This is a genomic window from Devosia polycyclovorans, from assembly GCF_042181575.1.
Lineage (GTDB): Bacteria > Pseudomonadota > Alphaproteobacteria > Rhizobiales > Devosiaceae > Devosia > Devosia polycyclovorans.
The window spans coordinates 2,109,840-2,129,521 of the sequence record NZ_CP170082.1 but is presented as its reverse complement, the minus strand read 5'-3'; the positions used below and the strand labels follow the sequence as shown (position 1 = coordinate 2,129,521).

18 protein-coding genes, 1 tRNA gene and 1 pseudogene are annotated in these 19,682 nt (G+C 60.4%); 5 read left to right on the top strand and 15 right to left on the bottom strand.

Annotation, left to right across the window (positions count from 1 at the left end; genetic code table 11):
- Positions 1 to 59: 59 nt before the first annotated feature.
- Complete coding sequence (gene xylF / locus ACE4RL_RS10640; protein ID WP_375597166.1) at positions 60 to 1,094, bottom strand: D-xylose ABC transporter substrate-binding protein; 1,035 nt, start codon at positions 1,092 to 1,094, stop codon at positions 60 to 62.
- A gap of 230 nt (positions 1,095 to 1,324) precedes the next feature.
- On the opposite strand from xylF, the gene ACE4RL_RS10635 reads away from it, so the two are divergent.
- Positions 1,325 to 2,557, top strand: coding sequence for an ROK family protein (locus tag ACE4RL_RS10635; protein ID WP_375597165.1), 1,233 nt, complete (start codon positions 1,325 to 1,327; stop codon positions 2,555 to 2,557).
- Between the two features lie 77 nt (positions 2,558 to 2,634).
- Here the strand turns inward: ACE4RL_RS10635 and cysN are convergent, their stop codons facing one another.
- Both cysN and cysD read right to left on the bottom strand, forming a co-directional pair.
- Positions 2,635 to 4,521 carry a sulfate adenylyltransferase subunit CysN gene (gene cysN, locus ACE4RL_RS10630; RefSeq protein ID WP_375597164.1) on the bottom strand — a complete coding sequence of 629 codons (1,887 nt, stop codon included), beginning with the start codon at positions 4,519 to 4,521 and terminating at the stop codon, positions 2,635 to 2,637.
- Positions 4,521 to 5,429, bottom strand: coding sequence for a sulfate adenylyltransferase subunit CysD (cysD, locus tag ACE4RL_RS10625; protein ID WP_375597163.1), 909 nt, complete (start codon positions 5,427 to 5,429; stop codon positions 4,521 to 4,523). The genes cysN and cysD overlap by 1 nt, the downstream gene beginning before the upstream one ends.
- A 307-nt stretch (positions 5,430 to 5,736) precedes the next feature.
- On the opposite strand from cysD, the gene ACE4RL_RS10620 reads away from it, so the two are divergent.
- Positions 5,737 to 5,812 (top strand) — tRNA-Thr (locus tag ACE4RL_RS10620).
- 87 nt (positions 5,813 to 5,899) lie between these two features.
- Here the strand turns inward: ACE4RL_RS10620 and ACE4RL_RS10615 are convergent.
- The 7 genes and pseudogenes from ACE4RL_RS10615 to ACE4RL_RS10585 form a co-directional block, all read right to left on the bottom strand.
- Positions 5,900 to 6,187 (bottom strand): tyrosine-type recombinase/integrase, encoded by a 288-nt coding sequence (locus ACE4RL_RS10615; protein ID WP_375600265.1) that lies wholly within the window; start codon positions 6,185 to 6,187, stop codon positions 5,900 to 5,902.
- Positions 6,184 to 7,720: pseudogene (locus tag ACE4RL_RS10610) on the bottom strand (IS66 family transposase). Before ACE4RL_RS10610 ends, ACE4RL_RS10615 begins: the two are co-directional and overlap by 4 nt.
- 69 nt (positions 7,721 to 7,789) lie before the next feature.
- Positions 7,790 to 8,143: an IS66 family insertion sequence element accessory protein TnpB gene (gene tnpB, locus ACE4RL_RS10605; RefSeq protein WP_375597162.1), complete on the bottom strand. Its 354-nt coding sequence runs from the start codon at positions 8,141 to 8,143 to the stop codon at positions 7,790 to 7,792.
- Positions 8,140 to 8,517: a transposase gene (locus ACE4RL_RS10600; RefSeq protein ID WP_375597161.1), complete on the bottom strand. Its 378-nt coding sequence runs from the start codon at positions 8,515 to 8,517 to the stop codon at positions 8,140 to 8,142. Before ACE4RL_RS10600 ends, tnpB begins: the two co-directional genes overlap by 4 nt.
- Before the next feature lie 622 nt (positions 8,518 to 9,139).
- Entirely contained in the window at positions 9,140 to 10,144 is a 1,005-nt protein-coding gene (locus ACE4RL_RS10595; RefSeq protein WP_375597160.1) for a glycosyltransferase family 2 protein, read from the bottom strand.
- Positions 10,141 to 11,064, bottom strand: coding sequence for a polysaccharide pyruvyl transferase family protein (locus tag ACE4RL_RS10590; protein ID WP_375597159.1), 924 nt, complete (start codon positions 11,062 to 11,064; stop codon positions 10,141 to 10,143). Before ACE4RL_RS10590 ends, ACE4RL_RS10595 begins: the two co-directional genes overlap by 4 nt.
- A complete protein-coding gene (locus tag ACE4RL_RS10585; protein ID WP_375597158.1) occupies positions 11,061 to 12,548 on the bottom strand; it encodes a lipopolysaccharide biosynthesis protein in 1,488 nt (495 codons plus the stop codon). Before ACE4RL_RS10585 ends, ACE4RL_RS10590 begins: the two co-directional genes overlap by 4 nt.
- 232 nt (positions 12,549 to 12,780) lie before the next feature.
- Between ACE4RL_RS10585 and ACE4RL_RS10580 the strand changes: the two genes are divergently transcribed.
- Positions 12,781 to 13,749 carry a glycosyltransferase family 2 protein gene (locus tag ACE4RL_RS10580; RefSeq protein WP_375597157.1) on the top strand — a complete coding sequence of 323 codons (969 nt, stop codon included), beginning with the start codon at positions 12,781 to 12,783 and terminating at the stop codon, positions 13,747 to 13,749.
- Here ACE4RL_RS10580 and ACE4RL_RS10575 read toward each other — a convergent pair.
- The 5 genes from ACE4RL_RS10575 to ACE4RL_RS10555 are packed head-to-tail and all read right to left on the bottom strand — an operon-like array spanning position 13,733 to position 17,417.
- Entirely contained in the window at positions 13,733 to 14,674 is a 942-nt protein-coding gene (locus tag ACE4RL_RS10575) for a hypothetical protein (protein WP_375597156.1), read from the bottom strand. The two genes, ACE4RL_RS10580 and ACE4RL_RS10575, sit on opposite strands and share 17 nt — an antisense overlap.
- The gene (locus tag ACE4RL_RS10570; protein ID WP_375597155.1) at positions 14,671 to 16,503 is read right to left on the bottom strand and encodes an asparagine synthetase B family protein; all 1,833 of its coding nucleotides are present in this window, start codon (positions 16,501 to 16,503) and stop codon (positions 14,671 to 14,673) included. The genes ACE4RL_RS10575 and ACE4RL_RS10570 overlap by 4 nt, the downstream gene beginning before the upstream one ends.
- Positions 16,500 to 16,913: a lasso peptide biosynthesis B2 protein gene (locus ACE4RL_RS10565; protein WP_375597154.1), complete on the bottom strand. Its 414-nt coding sequence runs from the start codon at positions 16,911 to 16,913 to the stop codon at positions 16,500 to 16,502. Before ACE4RL_RS10565 ends, ACE4RL_RS10570 begins: the two co-directional genes overlap by 4 nt.
- Position 16,914: 1 nt before the next feature.
- Complete coding sequence (locus ACE4RL_RS10560) at positions 16,915 to 17,214, bottom strand: PqqD family protein (RefSeq protein WP_375597153.1); 300 nt, start codon at positions 17,212 to 17,214, stop codon at positions 16,915 to 16,917.
- Positions 17,215 to 17,267: 53 nt separating this feature from the next.
- A complete protein-coding gene (locus ACE4RL_RS10555; protein WP_375597152.1) occupies positions 17,268 to 17,417 on the bottom strand; it encodes a lasso RiPP family leader peptide-containing protein in 150 nt (49 codons plus the stop codon).
- A 43-nt stretch (positions 17,418 to 17,460) separates the two neighbouring features.
- Between ACE4RL_RS10555 and ACE4RL_RS10550 the strand changes: the two genes are divergently transcribed.
- Both ACE4RL_RS10550 and galU read left to right on the top strand, forming a co-directional pair.
- Positions 17,461 to 18,669 carry a nucleotidyltransferase family protein gene (locus ACE4RL_RS10550; protein ID WP_375597151.1) on the top strand — a complete coding sequence of 403 codons (1,209 nt, stop codon included), beginning with the start codon at positions 17,461 to 17,463 and terminating at the stop codon, positions 18,667 to 18,669.
- Positions 18,670 to 18,779: 110 nt separating this feature from the next.
- Positions 18,780 to 19,682 carry a UTP--glucose-1-phosphate uridylyltransferase GalU gene (galU, locus tag ACE4RL_RS10545; protein ID WP_375600264.1) on the top strand — a complete coding sequence of 301 codons (903 nt, stop codon included), beginning with the start codon at positions 18,780 to 18,782 and terminating at the stop codon, positions 19,680 to 19,682.

Sequence of the window (19,682 nt, the reverse complement as noted above, 5' to 3'; positions counted from 1 at the left end):
GCAGATGCCGCAGCGCGTTACGCCGCGGCACCTGCTGGTCAGTCTAGTACAAGATGACCTTAGTCACACGCGGCGACGGAACCGGCCGCAACGCCCTGACACACGACGTCCTTGGACACCCAGCCAGCATCAATCACGACATTGAGGTTGTCTTGGGTCACGGGCACGGGCGCCAGCAGCACCGCGTTCATCTCGACGCCATTCGGACCGTCGGAGAACTTGGTCGCCCCGGTGACTTCATCGAGAGCCGCGCCACCCGCCAGTTCGACGGCAATTTCGGCAGCCTTCTTGCCAAGCTCGCGCGCATCCTTCCACACCGACACGGTCTGGGTACCCAATGCGATCCGGTTGAGGGCGGCATGGTCGCCATCCTGCCCGGAAACCGGCACGGAGCCAGCAAGTCCCTGCGCGCTGAGGGCCGCGATAGCGCCGCCGGCAGTACCGTCATTGGAGGCGACGACAGCGTCAACCTCGTTGTTGTTGGCGGTGAGGAACTGCTCCATGTTCCCCTGAGCGACTTCCGGATTCCAATTCTCGGTATAGGCCTCGCCGACATTGACGATGGCACCGGAGTCGATCGCTTCCTGCAGCACTTCCATCTGGCCGGCAAACAGGAAGTCGGCATTGGGATCGGCCGAATTCCCCTTGATGAAGACATAGTTGCCTTCCGGCTGCACTTCGAACACGCCGCGCGCCTGCATGCGGCCCACTTCCTTGTTGTCGAAGGTCAGGTAGAAGGCGTCTGGATTCTCGATCAGGCGGTCGTAGCCGACAACCGGAATGCCTTCGGCAACGGCAGCAGCCACGGCGGGCCCGATAGCGTCGCTGTCCTGGGCCAGAACGATCAGCGCATCTGCACCCTGGCTGATCAGGCTTTCAATGTCGGTCAGCTGCTTGGACGCGGACGACTGGGCGTCGGCCGAAATATACTGGGCGCCAGCGGCTTCAAGAGCGGCCTTGATGGCGGCTTCGTCGGTTTTCCAACGCTCTTCCTGGAAATTGTTCCAGGAAACGCCGACGACAATTTCATCCTGCGCAATCGCGGTGCCGAAAAGGGCCGTCGATGCAAGCAGGATTGCTGCAAATTTGTTCATATCTGTCCTCCCTATGGGCAACATGGCTGCCCGCAATGCAAGTTGGCGGTTCATCCCCAACCGGGCACCGCCTCCCTGCGCCCTGAGCATTATTTTCATTGCTCGAAAAAAGGTCTCGCATGTTGCATTGCGGCGTGTCAACGTCATTTTCGAGCCTCGAAGATAATCGCAAGTTGCGATATGGCCTGCACAATGCTGTTTAAGGCACAGAGGTTGGGGGAGAAGACCGCTTGACGCGAAACGTCAGCGATAGTGATAGCGTCCGTCGGCAAAATCGCGGCTTGATCCTGAGCGCGCTGCGCTCGGGCGGTCCGCAATCGCGAACGGTTTTGGCTGGTGTCACCGGACTCAGCCATGCCAGCGTAACCGCCATTATGCAGGACCTGCTGGCCCAACGCGTCGTCGAGGAACTGACCAGTTCCGACCGCACAGACGGCCGCATGCGCGGAAGACCCGCCACCATGGTGGGCTTTAATCGCGCCGCCGCTTTTGTAGTCCTGTTCGAAATCGATGTGAATCGGCTGCGCGCCTCTCTGGTCGACTATTCAGGTGTCCTGGTGGACCGGATCGAGACCGCGATAACACCCACGACCTTCATCGAGACTGCGCCCAGCGCGTTCTTCGCCACACATCTGGAAAGCCTCCGCCAGCGCACCCCCAAAGCGGTCAAATCGCTCAGGCGCATAGCCATCAGCGTGCAGGGCATATTGGAGCCTGACAATTCTGGCCTGAAATGGTCGCCTATCGCGAAACTGGCGGGTACTTCGTTCGCCGGCGATCTGGCCAGCAGCTCTGGACTTCCCGTGGCGCTCTACAAGCGCGGTCGGCTCCTGGCCGAAGGCACGCGCTGGCTCGATCCGAGCCTGCACGACACCAGCGTCGCTACCGTATTCGTGGGCTCGACGGTCGCCATGGGCCTGAGCTTGCGCGGACAGATCACCGGCCGTAGTGAAGGCGGCGCCACAGAATTTGGCCACATGAACCACATTCCCAATGGAGCCCTTTGCCGATGCGGCATGCGTGGCTGCATTGAGGCCTATGCCGCCGACTACGGTATTCTGCGCACCAGCTACTCGGTCCCCGAGACCGCACCCCCTGCCCCCGCAGTCCCTGCCCAGCAGTTCGAAGCGCTAATTCATCGAGCCGAAACCGGAGACCGCGACGCCACCCACGGCTTCAACGTCGCCGGCCGCGCCATTGGCTACGGCCTGAGCCGCATGATGGCCATGTTCGACCCAACGCATATTCTCATCGTCGGGCCGGGCGCCCGTGCCCTGAACCTGCTGCGCCCGGAGATCGCGGCGGCCTTGTCCTCATCACTCGTCTGCAAGGTCAACGGACTGCCGCGCATTCTTGCGCACCCCGACGAGCGAGAGCCGATCTTTACGGGCCTGATGATGAAGACTTTGTCCAGCCTGGATCAAACCGATATCGCAGCGCTCGAATCGGGGGCTCGCCTCTGAGGCACCAGCAGAAGTAGCGCGTGCCTGCAACAATGCACCGCAAGAGGAAGGGGCACCACCGGTGCCCCCTAAATGCGTCAGAACTTGAGGAAGCTATGGAGCTGATCGGCCAGCGCGTCGGGCGCAGCCTCGGCACCATGCAGCACGATCTCTGCATCCATAGGCGCTTCGAAGGGCGAGTCGATGCCGGTGAAGTTCTTGATTTCGCCCGCCCGGGCTCGTTTGTAGAGCCCCTTGGGGTCGCGCGCCTCGCAGACCTCAAGCGGGGTGTCCACATAGACTTCCGTGAAGTCGATATCCCCGGCGATTTCGCGCGCCAGCCGGCGTTCCTTCTCAAACGGCGAGATGAACGAGACAAGAACAATCAGACCGGCATCGGCCATGAGCTTGGCCACCTCGGCGACACGCCGGATGTTCTCGACACGGGCCGCCTCGGTAAAGCCCAGGTCCTTGTTCAGGCCGTGGCGGACATTGTCACCGTCCAGGATATAGGCATGCCGCCCTTCGGCCGTCAGGCGCTTCTCCAAAATGTTCGCCACTGAAGACTTGCCCGAGCCCGAAAGGCCGGTGAACCAGACGATACGGGGCGTCTGCCCCTTCATCTGTGCCCGCACATCCCGGTTCACATCGAAGGACTGATAGGTCAGGTTCTGCGCCCGCCGCAAGCCGAAGTCGATGGTCCCGGCGCCCAGCGTCGCATTGGACAAGCGGTCCACCAGAATGAACCCGCCGGTCAGCCCGTTGACCGCATAGGGATCAAAGGCAATGGGCTTGTCCGTGGCGATGGTGACCGTCGCGACCTCATTGAGGTCGATCTTGGTCGCCGCCGTCTGCTCAAGCGTATTCACATTGGTGCGGAACTTGAGATCGGTAATCGTGGCCGGCACCGTCTGGGCCCCTATCTTGAGCAGATAGGATCGCCCCGGATAGGCCGACTCTTCGTTCATCCAGACCATCCTGGCCTGGAACTGATTGGAATAATCAGGTGTCTCACCAGCATGCGAGAGTACATCGCCACGCGATATATCCACCTCGCGATCCAGCACCAGGGTCACCGCCTGCCCCGCAATCGCGCGCCCGAGATCGCCATCCATGGTCACGATCCGGCTAACCACCGCCGGTTTGCGCGAGGCCGCAATGAGCACTTCGTCCCCAACCCTCACGGCTCCAGAGGCAACCGTCCCGGAAAATCCGCGGAAATCCAGGTTCGGCCGATTAACCCACTGCACCGGGAAACGGAACTTTTCTCCCGTGCGGTCCTCGGAAACATCGATGGTCTCGAGATAAGGCACCAGCGCCTCACCCTCGTACCAAGGGGTGTTCTCGCTCGGGCGCAGGATGTTGTCCCCACGCAGCGCCGACACCGGCACAGCGGCCAAGGACTTGAACCCCAGCGGCTCGGCAAAGGCCCGATATTCAGCGACAATGCGGTCAAACGCTTCGTGGTCGTAGTCGATCAGGTCGATCTTGTTGACCACCAGCACTACATGCTTCACCCCGATCAGCGAGAGGATGAAACTGTGCCGGCGGGTCTGTGTCAGCACGCCCTTGCGGGCGTCGATCAGCACCAGAGCCAATTCGGCATTGGAAGCGCCAGTCGCCATATTGCGGGTGTACTGCTCGTGGCCCGGCGTATCGGCGACGATGAATTTGCGCTTGTCGGTCGAGAAGAACCGGTAAGCCACATCGATGGTAATGCCCTGCTCGCGCTCGGCAACCAGACCATCCACGAGCAGTGAGAAATCGATCCCCTCCTCACCCACCGTGCGATTGTGGCTTTCCTTCTTAAGGCTGGCCAACTGGTCATCGAGAATCAACTGGCTGTCATAGAGCAGCCGCCCGATTAGCGTCGACTTGCCGTCATCCACGCTTCCGCAGGTCATGAAGCGCAAAAGCGATTTCTCGGTCTGCTGGGCAAGCCAGAGATCTAGGCTGGTATCGGCGGTGGCAGGAACTGCTGACATCAGAAATACCCCTCCTGCTTCTTCTTCTCCATCGACCCGACACTGTCGCTGTCGATCAGCCGTCCTTCGCGCTCCGACGTGCGGCTGGCCTGCATTTCCATGATGATGGAGGGCAGATCGGCCGCATCCGAGCGGATGGCGCCGGTCAGCGGATAGCAGCCCAGAGTGCGGAAACGCACCATTTCCTCGCGAGGCGTCTCACCCGGATTGAGCGGCAGCCGGTCGTCGTCGACCATTATGAGCGTTCCAGACCGCTCCACCACGGGACGGGGCTGCGCAAAATAGAGCGGCACGATGGGGATTTGCTCTGAGTAAATGTAGGTCCAAACGTCCAGCTCGGTCCAGTTCGAGATAGGGAACACGCGCATGCTCTCGCCCGGATTGAGCCGCGTATTGAAGGTCCGCCACAGCTCGGGGCGCTGGTTTTTCGGGTCCCAGGCGTGGCTGGCATTGCGATGGGAAAACACCCGCTCCTTGGCGCGCGACTTTTCCTCGTCGCGCCGTGCACCGCCAATGGCAGCGTCATACTGACCGGCCGTAAGGGCCTGGCGCAGGGCAGCGGTCTTCATGATGTCGGTATAGCGCGATGAACCGTGGTCGAACGGGTTGATCCCATCCCGCACGCCATCGGCATTGGTATGGGTGATGAGGTCAAACCCATATTCCTCCGCCGTCCGATCGCGAAACGCGATCATTTCGCGAAATTTGAACGTGGTATCGACATGCAGCAGTGGAAACGGAATCTTGCTCGGGAAGAAGGCCTTGCGTGCCAAATGCAGTAGCACGCTGGAATCCTTGCCGATCGAATACATCATTACCGGCCGCTCGAAACTCGCGGCAACTTCCCGCAGGATTTCGATGCTCTCGGCCTCGAGAGTCTGCAAATGCGTTAGTCGGTTCTGGTCCAACACTGTCTTCCGGTTCTTGGGGCCTTACGGCACGAGCTGAGACACTGTTAGGTACTCTCCACCCCCGTAGGCCATCAACCCGGAAACTGGCCGAAACGCACGCCCGACAAGGCCTTAAGGCAAATTTGTGCACCAAGTTGGGCGCCGATATGAAAGCCCTCCTCGTTGGCCAGACGACCCGCATCATGCGATGCGCGTCAAAGCGGATCGGCGGAAAAAAAGTTCACCAACCTCCAGCAACGGGCTTTGCACCTAGCTCATATTGAGTGTTGTCGGCCGCCCAACTCGATGCTAAACGCCAGACGACGCCGGTATAGCTCAGTTGGTAGAGCACCTGATTTGTAATCAGGGGGTCGCGGGTTCGAACCCTGCTGCCGGCACCATGAATTGCCAGAATTTGTGCGCTCTTCATTCGAATTCATCGCTGGTTCTCTCGCCATTCGGTCTACAGTTTTTGCCACGGTTTACAGCTAGTGTGATCTTGTGGCGTACGAACAAGAAAACTCAAGCTGTTGAATCACGGTGTCAGCGCCACCTGCGAGGTAGTGCTGACGGTTGACATTCTTTTCGTCATGACCGCTGGCTTCAGCTATGTCTTTGATTGTCGCGCCGGCCCTGTAAGCCAGAGTGATGAAAGTACCGCGAAGGTCGTGAAAGGTTGCGCCCGATATCCCAGCATCTCTGACGGCCGTCCGCCACGACGCCCTGAAACCAGACTTCCAAGTTTCCCCATCCTCTGTAAGCGACGTGCCGGTCACACCTTGGCAGCGAAGTTCCAAGGGAGCAGTTCGCTGATCAGGCTCTGCTTGTGGTCGGCGACGATGGCGCCGAGGGTCACTGCCAGCCAAGCCTGAGGATCCACGCCGTTCACCTTGCAGGTCTCGATCAGCGAGGCGATGACAGCCCAGTTTTCGGCACCGGCGTCGTGACCGGCAAAGAGCGCGTTCTTCCGGTTCAGTGCAATCGGACGGATAGTCCGCTCGACGGCATTGTTGTCGAGCTCGATGCGGCCATCGGTCAGGAACAACTCGAGCCCGACCCAGTATTTGGCGATGTAGCTGAGTGCTTCTCCGAGCGGCGCTTTTGCGGAGACGCGGGCGCGATGAAGGTCGAGCCATGCCTTTATCCGGGCCACGGCCGGTGTTGACCGCTTTCGGCGCACGGCGAGGCGGTCATCCGGGCCCAGGCCTCGGATATCGACTTCAATGGCATAGAGCTCGCCGATGAGCCGCACACCCTCTTCTGCAATCGGGGCAGTGCCGGCGCGTGATCTCAACCAGCTTGCGACGGGCATGGGCCCAGCAATAGGCGAGCTGGATACCCGGGCCGACGCGGCCGGGCGCGATCAGCCGATTGTAGCCGGCATAACCGTCGACCTGCAGAATGCCGCCAAAGCCCTGCAATATCCGTTCGGCATGAAGGCCACCTCGGCCCGGAGCATAGGTGAAGGCCACACCGGGTGGTGCGGTGCCATTCCAGGGAAGATCATCGCGGGCCAAAGCCCAGAAGTATCCGGTCTTGGTTTTTCGCGCCCCAGGATCGAGCACCGGCGCGCGGGTTTCGTCCATGAACAGCTTCGATGACCGTTTCAGGTCCGCCATCAGGGCATCGTAGACCGGACGCAGCTCGATTGCCGCCCGACCGACCCAGTCGGCCAGCGTTGATCTATCCAGATCAACACCCTGACGGCTGTAGATCTGCGCCTGGCGATAGAGCGGGAGGTGATCGGCATATTTGCTGACCAGGACATGGGCGAACATGGCCTCGGTCGGCAGCCCGCCCGGGATCAACCGCGCAGGCGCGGGAGCCTGCACCACCCCGTCGGTGCATGAGCGGCAGGCATATTTGGGGCGGCGGGTGACGATCACCCGGAACTGGGCCGGGATCACGTCGAGCCGCTCGGACACGTCCTCGCCAAAGCAATGCAGACCGCCGCCGCAGCCACAGACCAGGCTTTCGGGTTCGATGATCTCCTCGATCCGCGGCAGATGCTTGGGGAGCGAACCACGATTGGCGCTGCGCCGCTTGGCCGGTCGCCGGGCGGCGCGATCCTCGGCTTCGTCCTCGGCGTGGACGGCCGCGATAGCCGTTTCCAGATCTTCCAGCGCCAGCTCGAACTGGTCCGGATCGCTCTTTTCCGATCGGCGCCCGAAGGCCGCTTGCTTGAACGCGGCAACCAGCTTTTCCAACTGGGTGATCCGCTCATCCTTGCGCTGATCGCGTAACGCCGCAGCGACAAGCATCGCCTTGAGGGTGGCAATGTCGTCGGGGAGTTCGGCGGTATCGAGCATGACCTGAATCTACCAGATCAGGCGCCGCCACTCCCGCAAAAAGAGAAGCCCTGAGTCATCCTGCCGCAGTCATTCCACGGCTTCTGGAGCCCGCGCTTCCACGGCCCGAACCCGCCGCCAGTCGAGCCCGGAGAACAGGGCCTCGAACTGCGCGTGGCTAAGCGTCATCAGCCCGTCCTTCACCGCAGGCCAGGTGAACTCATGCTCTTCGAGCCGCTTGTAGGCCATCACCAATCCGGTGCCATCCCAGTAGAGCAACTTCAGCCGATCGGTCTTCCTGGCGCGGAACACAAAGACCGTGCCGGTGAACGGGTCCTTGTGCAGCTCGTTCTTCACCATCGCCGCCAGGCTGTCGTGGCCCTTGCGGAAGTCGATCGGCTTGGTCGCCACCATGATCCGCACCCGGTTCGAGGGGAAGATCATGAGACCGCCATCAGCGCGTGGACCACCGAGGCAATCCGGGCCGCCGAAGCGCCTTGCTCCAGCCGGATGGTCACCGAACCCACCACGACCTCCGGCCCAGCCGATGCCGCCGGCTCCGCCGCCATTGCCTCATCAACCGGAGAGACCATCAGCGTCGCAAACTCCACCGCATACTCTGGTGCCGGCAGCACCAGCTTCCCGTTCCGCGCGAGGGTTCGCCAAGAGGAGACATGGTTGGCCTTCAGCCCATGCCGCTCCGCAACTTCACTAACGGTCGCCCCCGGTCGCAACGTCTCGGCGACAATCCGCGCCTTCTCTTCATCGGGCCACTGCCGATTGCGACGCCGCCTCCCGCCAATTGTGAGAAGCTCCATTCGAGCGTCCATGGAGAAACTCCCGCACTGACATCAATCAGTGCGCAATCTCATGGCTCACAGCATGGCAGAAGATGGGGGTGGGACAGCGCTTACCATCCTCTCTGGTCAAATTGGTCTTCGGCACCGTTTTTCTTTTGCGAGGGGTTGGATGCTCGGCTCTCGCCTCTTGTTCCGCTCGAATTACCTACAATGTAGCGCGCAACTCCTCCGAAACGAGGATCTTTACACGCTTTCCAGCCTTGCCCCGCCCATGCTTTCCCTGCTGCAGGCGAATGGGCCAGACTCTCACTGACGCTCATGACCCGCGCATTCCTGCACTAGCTGCCGCCACTCGGCTCGGGCAAAAGGTGCGGCTGGATGCACGCTCCAGCTCCCCGCGCCAGATTCACTCGGTCGCGCTCATCCATAACGCTGAAGGCTGGAGCGTCCTGGATGGTCCGTCGTCGGAGCGGATCGCCATTTCAGCGTGGAAGTACATCAATGTGTCTGGCCCGCCGAGGCTAACCCTGCACCCACATAATGAGACGACGACCCGGGCAAGTGTCTCCCAACGGCCCCGGCGCTCCCACAGCGCAGCAATGTTCCATTCGTCGGAGGTCGTCTCGACCGCTGTGGGGCGCTAGATAACGACCCGGCCAGCTTTGAGATCTCGGTAGTAGCTCGGCATGGCCAGCAAGAGCTGGGGGCAGCGCAGCGCCATACCCGGATTTGCTTGAAGCGCTCGTGCCAAAAATTTCAACGATTGGAGTGGCGCTCTGACTGAGCCTCTGGCTGCGATGAAAAGGACCGCCTTTTCCCTCAGTGTCAGGCTAGATTTTAGAATGTCGCGGCCTTCGCGGCCCTTTCCGAAGCGGTCCAGGCTGCGCTTCCAAAACGTCATCTGATCTACTAGGCGGTTAGCTGCCACTTCGACATCCCAACTCAGAGTGCTCCGGTACATCGAGACCCCATGCCCGCGCGCGCCGTAAATCAAAGTGGAATAGGCGACCCGTTCTGCCTGCTTGGTCAAATCGATCCAGAATGCGTGGTCTTCCCCGGCGTTGCGATAGGCTGGATCGAACCTCACATTGGCGTGCCGTCGGAAGTCATAGACTACCTGAGAGGTTTGCGTCACATTCTCCTGGAACAGGGCCAGAAGAAATTCATAGGCTGGCACGACCCGCTCCAAGGGCAGATAACCGTCTTCTGTACGCGTGTGATGGCGAGCCGCATACTTGGTGTAGTGGAACCAATCGAAGGGGTCGTCCAGCGTGTTTGAGAAGTAGAATGTCGACCCTTCGTCGAGCATCGACAATGCAGACAAGAGATGGCCCGGATACCAGAAATCATCCGAATCCAGAAATGCAATATAATCGACTTCATGTTCCTGCGCGGCTTCCAGGCCTCGATTGCGTGCAGCGCCGGGACCTCCATTCTCTTGGGTTATCGCGGTTATCGGATGTGGGTAATCGGGCGGCAAAAGGGCCAGCGCAACAGCTAGTGGAACTGGTGACTCGTCGTCCACGATGAATATCCGGACCGACGTTTCGGGCGGCAGTTCTTGCGAGGCAATAGAGCCAAGCGCCTTCAGAACAAGCTCCGTCTCCCGTTGATAGAATGGGATGACAACGCCGACCGTCTTCATGGACGCACCTTCTGCTGACTTTCGTTGCCTAGCTTGGTGCGGCTGCGCACAAAGTTGTCGAGGGCCTGTTTCGCGCGCTCAGTGGCTCGTTCAATCTTAATGTCCGTGCTAAGTTGCGGCTCCTCGCCGGCCAGCCGGATCAGGTGTCGTGCGGCGCGTTCGGTGAGCACCCTGTCGGCTGGGCGCATGATGGCATGCTGTCCCCAGCGGCGTGCCCTACCTTCGTAAAACCGGCGCCCACGGGTCATGCCAATATAGAGCTCATAAACGCTACTGGGCATCAGATCGTGCCAGCGCAGATCGATCCCCAACGCTTCAGACCAATCCAGCCATTTAGCATGGTGAATGCTGTGGGTCGGGCGCGCTGCCAGCCACGGCGTGCGCAGCGCATCCGCAACAATGGCGCCGTGCATGGCCTCGGTGATGAGCATGTCGAGGCCAGCAATCTGGCCAAGGGTCACGTCAGGCTCGGCCGTTGGATCAATGAACACAAGTCCCGCCCGTTGGCAGGCCTCGCGCCAGTATCCTCGACCCAAACTATCATAGTGCGGCAAAAATCCCACACCGCCCTGGACCGTTTTCTGAGGACGTGGGAGCAGCCGGATCAGGATAGCGCTGTCACAGATCGCTAGATCCCTCGACAGCCCTAGCGTGTCAGCCGTGCGGGGGCCACGCAGAAAGATCGGCGTCCAAGATCCATCATGCACGTTGGGCGGCGACGTATAACCTCCATAACCGGAACCAATAATGTACTTGTGCGAATCCGGCGGCAGGAAATCCCAGATGATCGATCCTATGCCCAGGAAGAGGCTGGAGTCGTCCTCGTCAAGAAATCCCTGCGGCAAGAGGTGTGGCCATAAATAGGTGTTCAGCTCATCGCCAAAATTTGGTACCTGGTTGTGCCAGTATGTCAGCTTCATAGACCGTCTCCGCGCCCGGACAGGGCGTTCCAGATTGCGTGAATGCGGCGGGGGGCGAACAGGCATGCTGCGGCGACATATATTGCCGCCCCGACTGCGATGCAGGATGCCAATTGCCATGGCGCGTCCAGTTGCATGGTATGTGACTGGATCATCTCGACCGCGGCGAGCATGACGATACTCGCCGCAACCGGAGCGAGAAAAGTTGCGAGGTAATGGAGCATGCTCACGCCGAGGAGACGACTGACCAGGTAAACCGATGGCAACCACATGACGTAGGTCTGGACGGTCAGAGCAAATGCCAGGTCGGCAATTCCGTAGCGGTGGAAAAGCACGATGTAGAGGACCGTCACCGTCTGCTTGGCCAGAATGTACCATAGCCAGAGATCGGCTCTGCCGAAGCTGCTGATCAGCGAGTATTGCAGCACCCCGATGCATGTGAGCAGACCTATGGCACAGAATGCCTGAAGCACGGGCACAGCCTCGACCCATTGCTCGCCGAACACCACCGGCACGAGGATATCGGCCACGGCCGCCAATCCGGCAAAAACGGGGAACGAAACAAGCGCCGAAACGAAGGTCGCCAGCAGGAAGACCGTCCGTTGCTTTTCCTGTTCGGATTGTAGCGATGACAGCAGCGACAGGGAAACAGCATTCAATGGTCCGGCCATGGCATCGTTCAGGAGCGTGAAGATGCGACGGCCGAAATTGAACTGGCCCAGGGCATGCGCGCCCAGCAGGGCGCCGATCAACACGTCGTCGAGGCTCAGCCCGGTGACGAAATTGGTGAGCGAGGTAAAGCCACCAAAATGGAATAGGTCACGCAAGGCCGATAGCCGGACGGACAGGCGCGGCAGCCATCGGACCGCAAGGAACGAGCCGACCACGGTGGCAAAGGCGGAAACCAACTGCGACGCCACCAGCGCCCACAGCCCGTAGCCGGCATAGAGCAGAACCAGGCACGCCCCCGCGCCAAAGAGGGAAGCCAGCGTGGTGCGAACGGAAAGCTTGTGAAAATCCATCGACCGCGTCAGCAGCGCGGTCGGGACTATGCCCAGCATGCCAAATACAATCTTGAGACCGAGGACCGGCACAAGGATCGCCAGCATTGGCTGCGCGAAATACGCAGACAGCGGGTATGCTGCAAGAAGCAGCAGCCCATAGAGCAAGGCCCCTGCCCCGGCCCCAAGCCAGAACACGGCGTCGAAATGATCGCGCGAAACATGCGTCCTTTGGATCAGTGCCGTGCCGAAGCCCGTCGGTACCAGAGAACCCAGAACTGTAGCAATGCCCGCAGCAAAAGCCACCAGGCCAAAGTCTCCGGGCTGCAGGGCACGTGAGGTGATGAGAAAGACCAGGATGCTGACCAGATTGGGGACGGTCGTGCTGACGATCGACCACAGCACTCCAAGTATGGCCTTGCGGGACCTCCCCGAAGCGATATGGCCGTAAAGCCCGTCCGCTGCCTTCGCTTCGACTGTCATCGCGTCAACCCGTCTTGCTCAGCGGATAGGGGCGCCTGGAAGACTGACGATACAATGCCCCACGCCCCCCCTGTAGTGGTGCAAACTGGAAGCTCCCCTCCGTGCCACGCATAGCTGGGGCGACGGCAACTAGTTGGCTACTCGAATAATTTGATCAATACTTCAGGTTGCCAAGTCGCATCCCGGCCAATACCGGCCGGCATCGTCGTCAGCGGGCAGCCGGAGCAAAATCATGCAGCACCAGGTCTGCGTCGTCATCGCCGCCAAGGATGCGGCATCGACCATTGCCTTCGCCATCGGTTCAGCCCTCGACCAGCGCCACGTGTCCCGGGTCGTGGTCGTGGACGACGGGTCGACCGATGCCACGTCGACCGTGGCAAAGTCGGCGGCCGGTGATGATCCCCGCTTCACCCTCATTCGCTGCGAGCTCAATCGCGGGCCGTCCGCAGCCCGCAATCTCGCCATTGCCCAGTCCGATGAGCCGCTCATCGCTATTCTCGACGCCGATGACTATTTTCTCCCCAATAGGTTTGAAGGTCTGCTGGCCATACCGGGTTGGGACATGATCGCCGACAACATCGCCTTCGTTCAGGCGATCGGAACTCCTGTCGACAAGGCTGGCAACGGCTCGGTGTTTCGGATGCAGCCAGCCGCCTTTATTCGCGGCAACATCTCGCGCCCCGGCGTCGTGCGTGGCGAATACGGCTTCCTCAAGCCCTTGGTGCGTCGTGATTTCCTCGAGCGTCATTCCCTGCGCTATGACGAGACAGTACGACTGGGCGAGGACTACGATCTCTATGTGCGCATCTTACTGGCCGGTGGGCGTTTTGACGTGGTCAATGACTGCGGTTACTGCGCCCTCGTTCGACCGGATTCGCTGAGTGGGAAGCATCGGACTGCAGACCTGGAGCGGCTCGTGCAGGTGGATCAACACCTGCTGACCATACCAGATCTGTCCTCCGATGTTACCCGGGCCTTGCGCGATCATCTGCGGCAGGCCAGTGCCAAGTTTCACCATCGCCGCTTTTTGGACCAGCGCCGTAGCCTCGGTCTGGCCGGTGCTCTGCGGCAACTGGGTGGAAATGTGGAGGCCTGGCAATCGGTCTTTGGCGGTGTTGCCCGGGACAAGCTGTCCGGACTCGCTGGCCAGCGAGTCCGTGATACTCAGCAAGTGCGCTATCTTCTCAGCCGTACTGGCTGACCTGCGCAGCTGCTTGCCTGTCCACGTGATCATGCAGGTCGTGGCGCACCAGAGATGGAATTTCGTCGAGCCTTGTTAGGTCGTCCGGTACCGTTAGCCTGCGGATCAGGCCGGCGCCAGCCAGCTCTCCGAGCATGGCGAAGTGTTGTGGCAGCGTGCCGGCAAAGCCATCGACCCCGAACCGGGCCATATAGGCGTGCTCCAACGCTGCGGGCAGAGCCTGGCTGGCCGGCATATTCACGACCCCGGACTCGCTGCCGCGTTCGAGCAAATAAAGCCGCGCCACAGGCAGGGGCGCGGTGGCAAGGTTGCCGCCAAGCTGGTAGTGCGCCTTGTCGACGGCCTGATGCAGGCGCCACAGGCGCCGCTCTCCTGCCGGATCCAGTTGTCGGGCGCTGTCCTCCCATAGCTTGACCAGGCCATATGCCGGCAGGACGAGGAAACCATTGCTCTCGCCCCGCACGGCGACCACATCGTCTGAGACGAGCTGGCAACCAGAAGCCACCAGCGTGGTTGCCGTGGTCGACTTACCAGCTCCCTTGTGGCCGAGCAAGATGACGGCCTGCCCATTTACGCTAACAGCACTGGCATGCAGAACGTTGAGGCCACGCCGCACCAGAAGGGCCGCCACCACCGTGCCAAGGAGCGGTAGCGCGATGAGCCGGTCCGGCACATCGGGAAGAGGGTCGACCTCAATCCTGTTCACCCCGGACACCCTGAACATGCCCACAGTTCTCCAGTAGAAGTACTGGTCAGGTCCGTCGACGATGAACTGATCGGATCGTTCACGGTCAAGTGCTGCATGGTGGAGCATGGCCCTTGCGATCACCAGCTCGGGGGAACCTATCGGGGCGTCGGCAAGACCTTCGAGCGCGATATCGGATGCTACCGGGAGGTCAAACAGGCGATAGTGGTAAATGCTCATTCAGCAGCTCCCAGTTGCGCCCCGCGACCGGTCTGGCGTCGCTCCAGCCACCGGGCAAGCACTGCGCATCGGAACAGGATAAAACTAGTGGTGCTGTCGAACTGGTCCGGCGCGTCGAGGAGACGATTAACCTGTGAAACGAGAGCATCCTTGTCGACGATGCCGGACAAAGGACCATCCAGGTCAGCAGCGTTCCGCAGTGCGCCCGCATGGTGCACCAGACTCTGGCGCAGCTCCGCGCTGAAGTCGACCTTGTCGCGGCGCCAGCGGACGCTATCCGGCAGAATACCGGCCAGGGCAAGGCGCAAGGCATGGCGCGTCAGGCCATGCCTGACTTTTTCATGCCCCGGCACGGCCAGCGCCGCCTCGACAAGGGCGTGGTCAAAGAAGGGGAAAGACAGTTCAACGCTTTGGCTGGTGGCGGCACGGGATAGCGTTTCAAACCCGCGCGCCACAGCCGGGTTGCTGATATTCCACAGGTGCAGGGCCGCTTCCGACTGCTGGGCGCCTGCATATTTGTCCGCCCACGCCTTCGCGCGTCGGGCCGCCTCGGCGCGATGCGCTGCGTCGAGAAAGGCCAGTGGAGCCACACCACCGCCATGCCGTTGGTCGCGACGTGAACGAAACCGCCGCAAGCCTGTATGCGCCGTCAGTACGTCCCAGTAGAGCGCAACCCGACTTTGTCCGTAAAGGTTTTGTAGAGCGCCCAACAGGTTCCATAGGGCTATCCAGCGCCGCGCACGTACGAATTCCACAGCCAGCCCTGTGCCATGCGAAATCACTTCGTCGCCGCCATGGCCATCCAGCAACACGGTGACGCCATCTGACCGCGCCTGACGATAAAGTCTCAGCAACTTGCCCAAGCCAGGCGCGAAAACTGGGTCCGCACAAGGGTCGATGAGGGGCTCGACCTCCAGCAAAGGGTCGAAGTCATGCATGGAGAGCCGCGAGACACTCAGGCGGTGCGCCCCTTGCATAGCTTCGATATGGCGACCTTCATCGTGGGGCGAGCCCGGAGGATAGTGAAAAGAATAGACGGGTAGAATGGCCCCTGGGGAGGCGCGCGCAGCCAATCCGCAAATTGCCGAAGAGTCGAGGCCACCGCTCAGCAGCGCGCCAACCTTGTTCGCCGCGGCGGCGCGACGACGCACAGCACCATCGAGACGATTGCGCAACTGGTAGGCAGTCCAGTCCCCGGTGAACCTGGCCGGCTTGGGGACACGATGCTGGATCAACCGCCAGTCGCCATTCATTTCCATTGCCAACAAATGGCCGGGCGGCAGCCGCTTCACCGTGTCGAACATGGTGGCATTTGCATCGTCATCCACACCCAGGATGAAACGGGCCATGGCGTTCGGGTCTGGCTCATCGCCTTCATGAACCAGATCGGACTGCATGCTGCTGAAGGCCAGACAATTGTCCTGCTGCCGATAGTAGAGTGGCTTCACGCCGAACAAGTCACGCAGCAGCAGCAGCTTTTTTTCGCGGCGGTCGAAGATGGCGATGGCAAACTCGCCATTGAGGAGGGTCGCTGCGCGCTGCCCCCAGCGCAAAACGGCCATTGCCACAAGCCCGAGGTCATCCAGGGCATGGGGTGCGCCAAGGGCAGTTTTCAGATCATCGCGGTTGTCGAGACGCGCCTCGCCGACGATGTCGAGGGCGACAAATTGCAGAGAGTTGCGCCGTCCATCCGAGGCGGCAAAAAGAATCGGCGCATGGTCAGCCACGATTTTCAGCGATCCGGACGCTATGGCATGATGCAGCTTTTGCAGGACCGTCGTATCGCTGCCTTCCGCGTTGAATGTGAAGAGACCGGCAAAGCCACTCATTGTGACGATAGCCCGAAGCTGGCCAGGCGAACGAAGCCGCTGGCTTCCGCGGGCGGCCCGCCCAACGCAATCCTGCCATCGTAATAGAGCCACGCATGGGCCTGCATCCGGCCTGACGCGTCTTGACGAACGCCGAGCACGATCGTGGAGTCCAGCTCGTGACGGGTCAGCAGAACCTGGGCGGCCAGTGCCTGCGTGAGGCAGGTCGCGCCTGGAACCAGAGGGGAGATGACACGAACGGCCCGGAAGATCCGCCGCGCCGTCGGGTCATCCCGGTCCTTGCCCGCAACCAGCCCCTTCAGGAGCCGCAGGCGTGTGCGGGAAAATGGCTCGCGCCAGAGACCGAGGCGCACAGCTATGATGGTCGTCAGGGTCATGGCCGCCAAACGTCTATGGCGCCATATGCCCATGTCACACCACCGTATCCGAAGCCACCAGCCGGAGAAGGCCGGCCTCTGCCAGCTCGCCGACCAGCGCCGCGATATCCCTGGCGCAGGTTTGTGGGTCGACGTCGTACTCTCGAGTGACCGCAGCAACCAGCGCGTCAAGTGTCCTGGGATTGTTCAGCTGCTCCCAAACCAGGGTACCGACCTCGTCCAGACTGAAATAGGCGCTGCTGCCCAGATCGAGCAAAGCAAGTCCGGTTCCGATACGGGTCGTCAGGACACGATCGGCAGGAGCGGCGACAAAGCTTTCGCGCGGCAAATCCATGGCACCATTCCGAAGAGCCTGGCAGGCGGGGGCCTGCCCGCCAGGCTCAGGGTTCAAGAGAAAGTGAGGTCACCAAATGGGGTGCCAGCCGGGAAGGTGGCATCGAGTTTGGAGCCCAAGGAAAGGCCCTGAGTCACTTTGGACATCGAGCCATGCTTGATCAGTTTCGGCGCAGAATATTCCGAACGCTTAGGCGTGTTCATTTGGACACTCCATTTGTCATGCGAAAACTTCGCAGCGCCTAGAATGAACGACCGACGACTTGAGTCAACAACAGCAGCCAAAGAGGAGCCTTGCGAATTCTGTAACGTGAATCATACTGTGGGAAATATTTTCTCATGGGTCCAAATGACGCCAACGCAAGAGAAACTCATTTCAGCAGGCTGCAGCGCGCTCGACGCCGAGGCGCTGCTTCTCGTCTTGGCTGCACTGCGCCATCACTTCAACCCCGACAGCCCACTCGACGCAGAAGCGTCGGATCAAGTACGGCGGCGCGCCCTGGAGCTGGCGCACCAGAACAAAATCATGTGGCATACCGGCGCTACCCTTGGCACTGGCTCGCTTGCGAACGAAGTGCAACGACTTGCTATTGCAACAACACTTCACAACGCTTTTATCGTCGATCAGCTTGTCTATATCATGGACAAAATATTAATAAACAATAAGAACTTAATTGTTTTAAAAGGCGTAGCTCAGCAAGAAGTTATATATGGAAACACGAGCGTTCGCGCCTCCAATGACATAGACATTCTCTCCAGGCCAAGTTATTTCTTCAAAGCGCGCGAGATGGTTACTAAAAGCGGCTTCGAAATTGTCACGCCATCACCGTGGTGGTGGGCCTTTCTGGGTGAGCAACACCTGGTCAAATTTTTGCCCCGGCAGGTCTCGCTCGACCTCCATCATCAGTTGCACCAACCTGGTGTTCCCGGCCTGAACAATATCGACGGCCTGTTCCAACGCGCTCGACGCGTCGATTTTGGCACCGCATCGATCCTCACTTTGGACACGTCGGACATCGCTCTGCTTCTCGTGATCAGCGTCTGTAAAGCGCTGCTGTCAAGGGAAGCGAATACTGGATTCATCACGGATCTATTCGCCTTGCTCATAGCTGATGCACCGTATTCGGTTAACTCATTCTTAACCCATGCGGCCACGGAAGGACTTCGGGGGCATGCATTGGTGGCGCTGCGGATACTGGACTTGCTGTTTGGCACTACATACTTGCCATTCGAGGGGAAAAAGCCGCTCGCCCACGTTGATGACACGACCCTGCTGGCGATGTCGATGACGCCCCAGTCCCCGTTGATCGCCTGGCCACGCCGCCGAACGCTAATTTCAGCCTTCTGCGATGGAAATCGATGGAGGGCAGGTCGCCAATTGGCTCTGGTCTATAGCTCCGAGTTGGCCATGCACCTCCTCGAAAGGCCCTACAAGCCTGCTTTTGAGACAAAGTAGTCCGTTATGCATCTATCACAAAGCAGCTCTTCGCCCCCGGGCGCGACAGGTTGCTCAGGCTGTGACCAAGTACAGTAGTCGACGTCGAAAACGGAGTCAGAACGATGGTTATGCGCGTAAGAACTGCAGTATTTCCGGTGGCCGGTCTCGGCACCCGTTTTTTGCCTGCTACAAAAGCAATGCCCAAGGAAATGCTGACGGTCGTGGACCGGCCAGTCATCCAATATGCCGTCGATGAGGCCAAGGAGGCCGGCATCGAACACTTTGTCTTTGTTACCGGGCGGAACAAGGGCTTGATCGAAGATCACTTTGATCGTCAGTACGAACTCGAAAAGACTCTTGAGCTAAGGGGCAAGTTGGGGCCCCTCGCGCAACTGCAAAAGGAGGTTCCGTCGGCGGGGCACGCCAGCTTCACCCGTCAGCAAGAACCACTTGGTCTCGGCCACGCCGTGTGGTGCGCCCGAGACATGGTGGGGGACCGCCCGTTCGCCCTGTTGCTGCCCGACATGTTGTTTATGGGCAAACCGGGTGTGATGCGCCAGATGGTGGAAACTTTCGAGGTCACCGGCGGCAATGTCATAGCGGTTGAGGAGGTGGCGCCCGATCAGGTTGGGTCCTATGGCGTGGTTGCAAGGGGGGCTGGTCCGGATAACGCTTTCCGCGTCGAAGGCATGGTCGAGAAGCCCAAGCCGGACGAAGCCCCCTCCAATCTCATCATCTCGGGACGCTATATTCTGCAGCCGGAAATCTTCCCGCTGCTTGCCGAGCAGCGCCTGGGAGCAGGCGGAGAAATCCAGCTCACCGACTCCATGCAGGCGCTGATGACCCAGCAGCCCTTTGTCGGGGTCAAGTATGTCGGCAAATCCTTCGATTGTGGTTCCAAGGCCGGATTTCTGGCTGCCAATGTTGCCTATGCGCTGGAGCGCGAAGACATCCGCAACCAGTTTTTGGACCTGTTGGCCGACCGCGGGATCGAAGCCAGCTTCACCAGCATCCCACAAGCCGCTGAGTAA

Bases quoted from the DNA above. Each gene is read 5' to 3' on its own strand.
- tnpB (WP_375597162.1), bottom strand. From the start codon at position 8,143: ATGATCTTCCCCTCGAACCGGGTGCGGATCATGGTGGCGACCAAGCCG.
- ACE4RL_RS10585 (WP_375597158.1), bottom strand. From the start codon at position 12,548: ATGACAGTCGAAGCGAAGGCAGCGGACGGGCTTTACGGCCATATCGCT.
- ACE4RL_RS10550 (WP_375597151.1), top strand. From the start codon at position 17,461: ATGAACGACCGACGACTTGAGTCAACAACAGCAGCCAAAGAGGAGCCT.
- ACE4RL_RS10590 (WP_375597159.1), bottom strand. From the start codon at position 11,064: ATGAAGCTGACATACTGGCACAACCAGGTACCAAATTTTGGCGATGAG.
- galU (WP_375600264.1), top strand. From the start codon at position 18,780: ATGCGCGTAAGAACTGCAGTATTTCCGGTGGCCGGTCTCGGCACCCGT.
- ACE4RL_RS10570 (WP_375597155.1), bottom strand. From the start codon at position 16,503: ATGAGTGGCTTTGCCGGTCTCTTCACATTCAACGCGGAAGGCAGCGAT.
- ACE4RL_RS10555 (WP_375597152.1), bottom strand. From the start codon at position 17,417: ATGAACACGCCTAAGCGTTCGGAATATTCTGCGCCGAAACTGATCAAG.
- ACE4RL_RS10560 (WP_375597153.1), bottom strand. From the start codon at position 17,214: ATGGATTTGCCGCGCGAAAGCTTTGTCGCCGCTCCTGCCGATCGTGTC.
- ACE4RL_RS10565 (WP_375597154.1), bottom strand. From the start codon at position 16,913: ATGGGCATATGGCGCCATAGACGTTTGGCGGCCATGACCCTGACGACC.
- ACE4RL_RS10580 (WP_375597157.1), top strand. From the start codon at position 12,781: ATGCAGCACCAGGTCTGCGTCGTCATCGCCGCCAAGGATGCGGCATCG.
- xylF (WP_375597166.1), bottom strand. From the start codon at position 1,094: ATGAACAAATTTGCAGCAATCCTGCTTGCATCGACGGCCCTTTTCGGC.
- ACE4RL_RS10595 (WP_375597160.1), bottom strand. From the start codon at position 10,144: ATGAAGACGGTCGGCGTTGTCATCCCATTCTATCAACGGGAGACGGAG.
- ACE4RL_RS10600 (WP_375597161.1), bottom strand. From the start codon at position 8,517: ATGGAGCTTCTCACAATTGGCGGGAGGCGGCGTCGCAATCGGCAGTGG.
- cysN (WP_375597164.1), bottom strand. From the start codon at position 4,521: ATGTCAGCAGTTCCTGCCACCGCCGATACCAGCCTAGATCTCTGGCTT.
- ACE4RL_RS10575 (WP_375597156.1), bottom strand. From the start codon at position 14,674: ATGAGCATTTACCACTATCGCCTGTTTGACCTCCCGGTAGCATCCGAT.